Source organism: Moorena sp. SIO4G3 (assembly GCF_010692305.1).
GTDB classification, from domain to species: domain Bacteria; phylum Cyanobacteriota; class Cyanobacteriia; order Cyanobacteriales; family Coleofasciculaceae; genus Moorena; species Moorena producens_A.
Genome location: NZ_JAAHIG010000242.1, coordinates 1 through 11,086 on the forward strand (window position 1 = coordinate 1; position 11,086 = coordinate 11,086).

Consider the following 11,086-nt stretch of genomic DNA (forward strand, 5'->3'; position numbering starts at 1 on the left):
TGTAGTTTTCTTAGATTAGGGTTAAGCAGAAAGTGTGGGGGGAGAGGAGTTAGATATGCATCCGCTGTTTGTACACTCAAACGTATTTGATCTGGCTTATACCGCTTGTCTATGGCACTGCGATATAGTTGAAACCAGCCTATCGGAGTTCCTCTTACTCATATAAGATTACAGAGGGTGAATTATAGTAATTTTTAGTCTAATCAGGTACATTAACAACAATGAGCAAACCAATGACGAATATCCTTAACGGAGATTTGATTAAACGCAAGCTCAATAGCTTACTCGCCCATCGGGTCCCACCTAAAAGCGATCGCATCAGTAGTTCTATTGTTGACAGGTATAGAGCTATACATGAAGGTTAAAAAGATCCCTGGTTACATCCTTGAGCGGATAGAATCAGCCCTATTTAATGTTTTCCCTGCTAGAAGAAAAAATGCTGGAAATACCCCTGGTTATCTCCTTGAGCAGATACAGTCAGCCCTGCTTAGTGCTTTCCCTGAGCAACAAAAATTAAAAGAAATGCTACAATTCAAATTCAATAAAAATCTGCCAGAGATTGCTACTGGTGACAATTTGAGTGAAATTGTTAACAAAGTAGTCAACTATTTTGATAGGAAAAATAGGTTAGCAGAATTCCTTGAAAAAGCACTTGACGCAAATGGCGGGAATCGTGAATTAAAGGCAATCAAGAAAAAAATTGAAATTACGACTAGTTTACTCGACATATTGTATCCTTTAAAAAAAACAAAGAAGCTAAAGCAACAGGTTTATAGAGATTATTTAAATAATCAATTAGTAGATAATGATAATCCGGAAGATAAAATCTATAAAATACTTGAAAATTTAAATGAAATAATCTATAATTTATATACTATACTTGATGAAAATTTTTATAGTGAAAAACCTATCATAGAATTTGCTTATTTATTGAAAAATAAATATATTTATATTTATCAAGATAATGATGATTTTAAAGAAAATACTGAAAAACTAAATCAATGGTTAAAAACCCAGTCCAAGAGGAGTAAAGCAAGCTATATAGTAAGCTATATAATAAGATTGGTAAGCAATAACCCCTTACTTGAATTTGATTATATAGTATTACGTATATTGCCATTACTCTTCATTAATATTACTGGGGCTTGGATAATAGAATTATTGACTAATCAAGAATGGGTTAAGCAGTATAAAGCCCTTAGCATGTTGGTTTTTATACTATTTACAATTATAGCTATTATTGATTTATTTAAAAAATCAAATTTAAGACTGAACCAAATAGGCTCAGTTAGCTTAGTAATCTTGGTGATAGTAGGAGAAGCATTTATATTTAGCATTCTTCCCACTAAAACAGTAAAGTTACATCAAAACTATCACAATTACCCAGAAATCGTAAAAGTTTTTGAACAACAGCATCTAACTAAACATAATAATTTAAAGAAAATATTTATACATAAAGCTGAAGTAATAGATAAATTTATAAAATCCCCGGGTAAAGATGATGAATCACATGAATTACACGTATTACTTAGTGATGTGGAATGGACCAAGGAGGAAAGATACTTCAAATTTCTCAAGAGAAACTATAAAGGATATATCAAAATAAAAATTATTTATCATGATAATATTACTGGTGATTTTAAAATAAAAAACACTCAAATAATTGACTATTCATTTAGACCTGGTAGTGGGCTCTTATCCTTTGTGATAGGATTCGGAGAAACAGCATATTTGGTGCCTCGACAACGATATAATTTTATTGATAAAATCGAGAACATTATTGAAGAAAACCAAGTTTTAGAAAAGCTCAAATAAATCTGACTAAGCTGTTAAGCATTAATGCCTAACAGCTTAACCAATTATTCAAGGGTTATGGTCTTAGGTAAATCAATTACAAAGTTCAGCCCTTTTGGAGTAACATCGGCGTTAATAGAAACGCCAGCCTTAACAAGTTTATCTAGGGTGATTCCATAGGGTTTCAACTGTTTATCAAAACCTGCATCTTTAAGATAGGAAATCAAATTGACACCATCAAAATTTGCCAAACCCTTCTTGATCACCTTAACTGTTTGATTACGAAATAGACTTTCAAGAAGAGTCAAAGCATCAGAATACCATCCCCGTCCACGCACATTATGCTTACGGTAAGCAACTTGTAAATCGTTATTACGTATGGCAATACCAAGACTAACGTCACCACTAGGTGTTACAGAAAACAGGCGAGTACACTTCTTTTCAGAAAATAGATCGATGCATTCATACTTACGCAAATTGACGGTAAAGGAAAATGTTGCTCCACCATTGTCAATAGACTGAAGATTAATATCGTTTATCTTCCACTTGTTATAACGAGTATTCTTGATGTAATACCCATCATATTGATTGATAGAGTTAACTAAATCTTCCCGGAATTTTTCAATTGGCAAAGTTCCTCGAATTTGTGCTTTGGTTAAGTCCAACTCAATGGGAAATCCAATCTGATTGGTGAATACGTCTAGAGATTGGGCAACGAGGGGAACATTACCATCAGGGAATTGGCTCTCTGCATGAAGATCACCAGCCAGAGCAATGGTTAAACCTAAAGATATGGAAAAAGTACTAAAAATAGTTGCTAGAGTTTTATCCAACATACATCCTCTCCTTTGTCGGTATCAGCTAGTGTTTATTGGTATTTTGAAACCTGTGGAGACTAAAATTAGCTGAACGCCTTTATATAACAAGCCAATATTTTCATTAGGCTTGAATTATTTAAACCCCTGGAAATACTAATAAAATAGCAAATCAATAGATGCCCATTTACTGCTCAGGCTTCGAGTTAATTTTGAGCCTAGTTGTTTTCAAATACCACTATTTATTTCTCAGGCAAAGTTCAGGAGGTTATGCAATACTTAACAAAAGTTAATAAAAAAGAAGCATTAGGGACAGTAGAAAGGAATTATAGACATTGAAGTATAGTTATGGAAAGGGTAATAGTTAATAATCAACAGCGGATCTGGTAACAAAAATATGTCTTAACTTTTACTTCGACTGCTATAAAATTAAACTTTAAACCTTAAACCTTAAACCTTAAACCTTAAACCTCCAACCTTAAACCTCCAACCCTCAACCCTCAACCGAATAAACCCTTCCTTTCCAACCACCACCCCTTCCTTGCCAATGTCGCCATGCTGAATCTATGGTCATTAGGGTATAGAGCAACCCGATCCCAGGTAAGCAAAATCCCAGCAGAGGAGAACATTGATACAGACGCAGTGTGGGTAAGTAAGCTAAAGCCATCAGTAACCATGTCACAAACGATGCGATCGCATTCAGCCAATGTCTAGTCAAGACACTAACTATCAAACCAATCGGGGCTACTAGATAAATTAAGGTCATTCCTATCACCGTACCTACTAATAGCCATGGGGAATACTCTAGTTGGGTAAAAGCCGTGCGAGCAATCATGTTCCAGATACTGGCTAAAGAGGGATATGGTCGTAAGCTGCGAGTTGATTGACTTAGCCCTAACCAAATCCCACCAAGGGCAGAAGGGGAACCAAAAGAAGATTTGGACTGATTACTAAACCTCTTGCAAAAGTATTTTTCTGATAGTCACTGCGCTTTCCTAAGACAAGCAATGGACTCTGTTTTCAAAGATGCTGTGTCCTAACACGAATGGCGATAGCTATAGATACTTGATATAGCCTTTTTATTTGAGTTGTGAACATAGGATTGATGGGAAAAGGTAACAAAGAGTAGGGGGCAGGGAGCACTAGAAAAGAGCTTGGAGGATTTTTTGGTGTTATGAGAAATCAGCAAGATTCTTCATAACCTATTTAGAAATGCCATATTGTAAAACCTAGATACATATTTTTGCGTCATCGCTCCTGTTAGTGAATTGGTAGTCGTAAAGAGCTAGTAGTTTGGCTACAGTCTGGTCAAGGTTTCGGGGGCTCAAATCACTACTGGTGTACCACTATCTTCGGTTGCTATATAAGGAGAAACGCGATGTTAAGGGTCTTGGTGGGTAAGTGCTGTGGGAGATAAACCTGGTATTGAAAGTTTCCTGCATAACTCTTGGTGGTTAGCCAGATAAGTCTATAGATACTGAAAAATCAGCTATCAGCATTCAGCATTCAGCACTACCTGCTGAATGCTGAATGGTTACACCATCTCAATTTTGCCAAAAATTTCATAAAAAATAAGGAGGCAACTAATATGAAAAACACAATTATAATTGCAATAACATCGTTAATGTTGGCTGCAGGTGCAGGTCAAGGATTAGCTGATGAATATAGGACGGGGGAGAAGGAACAAACTTTTCCAGAATCGTTTCCAATTATTCCGTTTCCTATTCCTCATCCAGAAAACCCAGAACTACCAATTCCACCCTATAACTGGTTTACTCCGTGTTGGTGGTCTCCCGAATGTCATCAAAAACAAGAAGTTGAGGAACTTAGAATCCCTCAGCCTCCAGAAGTTGAGGAACTTAGAATCCCTCAGCCTCCAGAAGTTGAGGAACTTAGAATCCCTCAGCCTCCAGAATTTGAGGAACTTAGAATCCCTCAGCCTCCAGAATTTGAGGAACTTAGAATCCCTAAGCGTCGAATAGAATTTGAGGAACTTAGAATCCCTAAGCGTCGAATAGAATTTGAGGAAATTAGAATCCCTGAGCGTCGAATAGAATTTGAGGAAATTAGAATCCCTGAGCGTCGAATAGAATTTGAGGAAATTAGAATCCCTGAGCGTCGAATAGAATTTGAGGAACTTAGAATCCCTCAGCCGACTATAAATTTTCCCAGCCGTTGAACAAGTAACTTTAGAAAAGTTGGCTACGGACACAACGAGCGATCACTGTTATTAACATGAGGATTGTTGCTTAAATAGTCCTGTAGCCAGCTACAACTGTGGATCAGTAGCTCATCTAAATTGAAAGTTCGCAATCCAGAACTATCATTTTGTCCTCCGTGACTGGAGATATAGATGAACACCGTAGCGTCTTGGTTACTCTGCTGCGCTAGATTTGTTAATGCCTGAGATAATGCTGTTTTAGTAGCTGCCCCATCTTTCAATAACTTGACATTATCCTGAGAGTATCCACAATGATGGGAGTCAATTAATAGATCATAAATAGTCTGAGCATCATTAAGAACGGTGTCTGGAAGTTTGTTAATTTTTTCGTAGTTGGCGATGCCCACGACCAGAGCATGGGCATTATCCATTGCTGACATAAACTAATCTTATACAGGGCTAATTTGTTCTAGCTATTATCCAGAAATAATGCCTCTTCCGGACTTACTATAAACTTATAACATTAAATCTTTAACCTCGGGAGCAGGTCAATTTTGTAAGAACGCCTGAACTACATTTGTGTTTTCGGGGCTTGAATAGCGGTCATGAGTTATTTTAGTACATTTGTTCTGCGAATTTGACATGCTCCCTTTAACCTCCAACCTTCAACAGTAAACTTACCCTACGGGAAAGCCAAGGTCGAACAACAGTAAACTTTCAAGCTTCAACATTAAACCTTCAACTTTAAAATTTAAACTTTAAAATTTAAACCTTGGCCTTTCGGCCACGCGTGCGCGTTCAACCCTCAACCGAATAAACCCTTCCTTTCCAAGCACCCCCCCTTCCTTGCCAATGTCGCCATGCTGAATCTATGGTCATTAGGGTATACAGTAACCCAATCCCAGGTAAGCAAAATCCCAGCAGAGGAGAACATTGATAGAGACGCAGTGTGGGTAAGTAAGCTAAAGCCATCAGTAACCATGTCACAAACGATGCGATCGCATTCAGCCAATGTCCAGTCAAAACACTAACGATCAAACCAATCGGAGGTACTAGATAAATTAACGTCATTCCCATCACCGTACCTACTAATAGCCATGGGGAATACTCTAATTGGGTAAAGGCGGTGCGAGCAATCATGTTCCAGATACTGGCTAAAGAAGGATATGGTCGTAAGCTGCGGGTTGATTGACTTAGCCCTAACCAAATCCCACCAAAGCCAGGGCGTTGCTGATTGGTTTTGCTAAAGCCCCCTAAATCCCCCAAGTTTGGGGGACTTTGAGAGTTTTGTTCCCCCCAATTTTGGGGGGCTAGGGGGGCGAAACTTGGTGTATTACTGGATTTAACTGCTTGAGCTAGGGCGCAATCATCGATTAATGCTTGACGCACTACCTCAATCCCACCGATCCGGTTTAAAGCTTGATGGCGAATTAAAATACATCCTCCAGCCGCAGCCGCAGTGGATTTTGTGGGGTTATTGACCCAAGCAAAGGGATACAGTTTTTGAAAGAAGAAGACAAAAGCAGGAATAAGTAGTCGCTCCCAAAAGTCTTGGCATCTGAGCAACACCATTAGGGAAACTAGATCCAAGTGTTCCATCTCCGCTTTAGTAACCAGTTGACGGAGATTGGCTGGATCATGCTCAATATCAGCATCGGTCAATAAAAAATAATCTGGGGCTGGGGTTTGCTGCTGCCCATGACGAATCCCTTGTTCTAAGGCCCAAAGTTTACCTGTCCAGCCAGGGGGTAGGGTTTGACCGGATAATACCTCTAGTTGGAATCGTTGGGAGGATTGGTTGCTTTCCTGGGCAAGGGCTTGAGCAATGGTGGCCGTTTGATCAGTGCTTTGGTCATCGACTACAATCACCGTCAAGCAGCCAGCATAGTCTTGAGCCAAAAGCGATCGCAATGTCGTGGGGAGCAACTCAGCTTCATTACGAGCTGGAATTACAGCACAAACCTTGGGTAAGGATTCCCCTTGACCTAGAGACCTGGTAGGTAATTTCTCTAGAACCAGCCGTTGGTCTGCTCGCCAAAACTGACCCCGAAATCCTAGTAATCCGATCCAAATCCCTAAGGATAGAACAGTGATTCCTAATCCGATTGTATGCATTGGTATTGATAGCTATTGCCAATTCTCCACTACAAATAGCAAAATAACGTAACCAAAGGTGCGCGCACCTTTGAATCTGGTGTGTGAAGTGGAACGGTAAAACATGCAAATCCAAGACAGGATTGTACACTCAGGGGTTACAGAAGCGATCGCAAATAGCCAAAGCTATCTACTCGCTCAGCAATATCCCGATGGTTACTGGTGGGCAGAACTAGAATCTAATGTCACCATAACGGCGGAAATTATCCTACTCCATAAAATTTGGGGAACTGACAAACAACGACCTTTACATAAAGCGGAAGCCTATCTGCGTTCTCAACAGCGGAAACACGGTGGCTGGGAACTTTTCTATGGTGATGGTGGGCATTTGAGTTGTTCGGTGGAAGCTTATATGGCACTCCGCCTTTTGGGGGTACCCGCCAGCGACTCCGCTTTGGTCCGAGCCAGGGATTTTATTCTCAGACGGGGTGGCATCAGCAAAACCCGGATTTTCACCAAATTTCATTTAGCCTTGATTGGCTGCTATAGCTGGCGCGGGATTCCCTCGATTCCCCCCTGGATAATGTTGTTTCCGCAATGGTTTCCCTTTACGATCTATGAAATGTCTAGCTGGGCAAGGGGAAGTACAGTTCCTTTATTAATTGTCTTTGACCAGAAGCCAGTATTTGATATTCAGCCAAGCATCAATCTAGACGAGTTATATACCGAAGGAGCTGATCACGCCAAGTTTGAGCTACCTCGCAATTCCGATTGGACAGATTTATTTGTATTGCTTGATGATGGATTTAAGTTAGCAGAAGACTTGAATTTAGTTCCATTCCGGAAGCAGGGACTGGCAGCAGCGGAAAAATGGGTCTTGGAGAGGCAAGAAGCCACAGGAGACTGGGGGGGAATTATTCCAGCCATGTTGAATTCCCTGTTAGCGTTGCGTTGTCTCAACTATGATCTTGCGGATCCGGTAGTGCAACGGGGACTGGAAGCTGTTGATCGCTTTGCCATTGAAACCCCTGACAGCTACCGAGTCCAAGCCTGTGTTTCCCCAGTTTGGGATACAGCTTGGGTATTGCGAGCGATGGTGGAATCTGGTTTAGAACCGGATCATCCAGCCTTAGTTCGGGGTGGAGAATGGTTGTTGGAGCAGCAAATACTAGACTATGGGGATTGGGTGGTCAAGAATCCCCAAGGGAAACCTGGAGGATGGGCTTTTGAGTTTCAAAACCGTTTCTATCCCGATTTAGATGATTCCCCAGTGGTGATTATGGCCTTGAATAGCTTGAAACTGCCTAATCAGAAACTAAAGCAGGCAGCCATGGCTCGTGGCTTGGCTTGGATAGCATCAATGCAGTGTAACCAAGGGGGTTGGGCGGCCTTTGATATTAATAATAATCAACACTGGCTCAATTCTCTGCCCTATGCTGACCTGAAAGCGATGATTGACCCTAACACAGCGGATGTGACCGCACGGGTTCTGGAAATGCTAGGTTCCTGTAATTTATCCATAGAATCCCAGCAGTTGGAGAAAGCGATCGCATTTTTGATTCAGGAACAGGAAGCCGATGGCAGCTGGTTTGGTCGTTGGGGGGTTAACTATATCTATGGCACCAGTAGTGCTCTTTCAGCCTTATCTAAAATAGCGCCTCACACCCACCAACGTAGTATCGAACGGGGTGCGGCTTGGCTAGTGAAATGTCAAAACCTCAATGGTGGCTGGGGTGAGACCTGTCTTAGTTACGATGATCCCAGTCTTAAGGGACTAGGAATCAGTACCGCATCTCAAACCGCTTGGGCTTTAATTGGTTTAATGGCAGCAGGAGAGGCTACTGGTAACTGGGCAACGGATGCCATTGAGGGGGGAGTCAACTACTTAGTGTCAACTCAGCAGCCCGATGGCAGTTGGGATGAAACCGAGTTTACAGGCACAGGTTTTCCCAGTCATTTTTATTTGAAGTACCACTTCTATCAACAATATTTCCCCTTGTTGGCTTTGGGAAGATATCAAATGTCTGTTGCAAGTTGAACGTTGTTTGTCAGAATGCAGAATTAAGAATGCAGAATTAAGAATGGTGAATGCAAAATAATGCAAAATGGTGAATGTAAAATTAAGAATGGTGAATGGTGAATGGTGAATTCTTAATTCTTAATTCCCAATTCCCAATTCTTAATTTCCAATTCTTAATTCTTAATTTCCAATTCTTAATTCTTCATTCTTAATTTCCACGCATCCTATTTATTGCTGATGCTCAGCTAACCATACCGTCAGATCTGTGACTGTCTCAAAATCCAACAGCGCCTCGCTCAACTCTTCCAATTGAGGCACAGAAAGCTTTTGGATCCCCTGTTGTAGCTGGTCTGAAACACTACCAAACCGACGGGTCAGTTGACGTATCACGATTGAGTAACCTTCCTCTTGCCTTCCTTCGAGTAAACCTTCCCGTTTTCCTTCGAGTAAACCCAGTTTATGTCCTTTTTGAATTATCTTCTGATAAATTACAGACTCTTGCATCACGTCCTCCGGAAATAATTCTGTGATCAACCTTTGGTCAAACCGCAAACCAGCTAGTAACTGGGTACAAGCGGATATGTTAGTAAAAGCCAATGGTTCTTCAATCCTATCTACTGCTGCCGCCACTTGCTCTAATAATCTTGTCGGGGACTCACTCAATGCCAGAGGAGCAAAGGGCAATAAGGCGGGATTGGCTAAAAATGGCTCAGGGTCTTGCTCCCACATCCTGATTACTCGATAGCGATGGCTGGTGTTAGTATCGACCAACTGGTTAGTATAAACTTTTTCTGAGCGAGTGAATTTCAGGAATATAACCACCTGCTCAATCGGACAATCATACTTTTCTTTGAGTCTGACCCAATACTTGAGCATTCTCAATGGTAGGGATGGCTTGGAAACAGGTAAGGTTTGAAATTCCCAGTGCAGGATTTGGTTAGCGGTTTGCAGCAGTGTCAAGGAATCCGCGTGAATCGGTTCGGTATTTAACTCAGTTTTTAACACCGATATTTCAGTCACCTCAATACCATGAAGCCACCTGACCAAATCAGCTGGATAGTTTTCGGCGAGATATTTACATATGTTATCGTATGCCAAAGTAGTTATCTGTGGTTAAGACTACCTGGCCGAGTTTACAGGATTTGGTCAAAAAAAGCGTTCGCGTAGCGGCTCTTGCAGAGCATCGCTTTTAGCGTGGCCGTAGGCCAATCGCGTGCGTGTAGGGGCTCTTTGAGAGCATCGCTTTTTTTATTGCTGATGCTCAGTCAACCATACCGTCAAATCTGTGACTGTCTCAAAATCCAACAACGCCTCGCTCAACTCCTCCAATTGAGCAACAGAAAGCTTTTGAATCCCCTGTTGTAGCTGGTCGTCAACACTACCAAAACGACGGGTCAGTTGACGTATCACGATTGAGTAACCTTCCTCTTGCCTTCCTTCGAGTTTTCCTTCGAGTTTTCCTTCGAGTTTTCCTTCACGTTTCCCTTCGAGTAAACCAAGTTGATGTCCTTTTTGAATTATCTTCTGATAAATTACAGACTCTTGCATCACGTCCTCCGGAAATAATTCTGTGATCAACCGTTGGTCAAACCGCAAGCCAGCTAGTAACTGAGTACAAGCGGATATGTTAGTAAAAGCTAGTGGTTCTTTAATCCTATCTACTGCTGCTGCCACTTGCTCTAATAATCGTTTAGGAGACTCACTGAATGCCAGAGTCGCAAAGGGCAATAAGGCGGGATTGGCCAAAAAGGGGTCAGGGTCTTGCTCCCACATCCTGATTACTCGATAGCGATGGCTGGTGTTAGTATCGAGCAACTGATTAGTATAAGCTTTTTCTGAGTTAGTGGATTTCAGAAATATCACCACCTGCTCTATGGGACAGTTATACTTTTCTTTGAGTCTGACCCAATACTTGAGCATCCGCAATGGTAGGGATGGCTTGGAAGCCGGTAGGGTTTGAAATTCCCACTGCAAGATTTGATTAGCGGTTTGCAGCAGTGTCAAGGAATCCGCGTGAATCGGTTCGGTATTTAACTCAGTTTTTAACACCGATATTTCAGTCACCTCAATACCATGAAGCCACCTGACCAAATCAGCTGGATAGTTTTCGGCGAGATATTTACATATGTTATCGTATGCCAAAGTAGTTATCTGTGGTTAAGACTACCTGGCCGAGTTTACAGGATTTGGTCAAAAAAAGCG

Annotated in this window: 9 protein-coding genes; 3 read left to right on the forward strand and 6 right to left on the reverse strand. The window is 41.1% G+C overall.

Annotation, left to right across the window (positions count from 1 at the left end):
- Positions 1–333 precede the first annotated feature (333 nt).
- Positions 334–1,815 (forward strand): effector-associated domain EAD1-containing protein, encoded by a 1,482-nt coding sequence (locus tag F6J99_RS30585; RefSeq protein ID WP_293118570.1) that lies wholly within the window; start codon positions 334–336, stop codon positions 1,813–1,815.
- A 44-nt stretch (positions 1,816–1,859) separates the two neighbouring features.
- Here F6J99_RS30585 and F6J99_RS30590 read toward each other — a convergent pair whose 3' ends face one another.
- Both F6J99_RS30590 and F6J99_RS30595 read right to left on the reverse strand, forming a co-directional pair.
- A complete protein-coding gene (locus tag F6J99_RS30590; protein ID WP_293118572.1) occupies positions 1,860–2,630 on the reverse strand; it encodes a hypothetical protein in 771 nt (256 codons plus the stop codon).
- Positions 2,631–3,102: 472 nt separating this feature from the next.
- Positions 3,103–3,444 (reverse strand): hypothetical protein, encoded by a 342-nt coding sequence (locus F6J99_RS30595; RefSeq protein WP_293118574.1) that lies wholly within the window; start codon positions 3,442–3,444, stop codon positions 3,103–3,105.
- A gap of 753 nt (positions 3,445–4,197) precedes the next feature.
- Between F6J99_RS30595 and F6J99_RS30600 the strand changes: the two genes are divergently transcribed.
- Positions 4,198–4,788 carry a hypothetical protein gene (locus tag F6J99_RS30600; protein WP_293118576.1) on the forward strand — a complete coding sequence of 197 codons (591 nt, stop codon included), beginning with the start codon at positions 4,198–4,200 and terminating at the stop codon, positions 4,786–4,788.
- A gap of 23 nt (positions 4,789–4,811) precedes the next feature.
- Here the strand turns inward: F6J99_RS30600 and F6J99_RS30605 are convergent, their stop codons facing one another.
- Together F6J99_RS30605 and F6J99_RS30610 are read right to left on the reverse strand one after the other, a co-directional pair.
- Positions 4,812–5,201 carry a caspase family protein gene (locus F6J99_RS30605; protein ID WP_293118578.1) on the reverse strand — a complete coding sequence of 130 codons (390 nt, stop codon included), beginning with the start codon at positions 5,199–5,201 and terminating at the stop codon, positions 4,812–4,814.
- 367 nt (positions 5,202–5,568) lie between these two features.
- The gene (locus F6J99_RS30610) at positions 5,569–6,885 is read right to left on the reverse strand and encodes a glycosyltransferase (protein ID WP_293118580.1); all 1,317 of its coding nucleotides are present in this window, start codon (positions 6,883–6,885) and stop codon (positions 5,569–5,571) included.
- 103 nt (positions 6,886–6,988) lie between these two features.
- Here F6J99_RS30610 and shc point away from each other — a divergent pair, with 103 nt between their 5' ends.
- Entirely contained in the window at positions 6,989–8,902 is a 1,914-nt protein-coding gene (shc, locus tag F6J99_RS30615) for a squalene--hopene cyclase (protein ID WP_293118582.1), read from the forward strand.
- Positions 8,903–9,112: 210 nt separating this feature from the next.
- Here shc and F6J99_RS30620 read toward each other — a convergent pair whose 3' ends face one another.
- Both F6J99_RS30620 and F6J99_RS30625 read right to left on the reverse strand, forming a co-directional pair.
- Positions 9,113–9,982, reverse strand: a complete 870-nt coding sequence (locus tag F6J99_RS30620) for an Rpn family recombination-promoting nuclease/putative transposase (RefSeq protein WP_293118584.1) — start codon at positions 9,980–9,982, stop codon at positions 9,113–9,115.
- A gap of 150 nt (positions 9,983–10,132) precedes the next feature.
- Positions 10,133–11,026, reverse strand: a complete 894-nt coding sequence (locus tag F6J99_RS30625; RefSeq protein WP_293118586.1) for a DUF4351 domain-containing protein — start codon at positions 11,024–11,026, stop codon at positions 10,133–10,135.
- Positions 11,027–11,086: the final 60 nt, after the last annotated feature.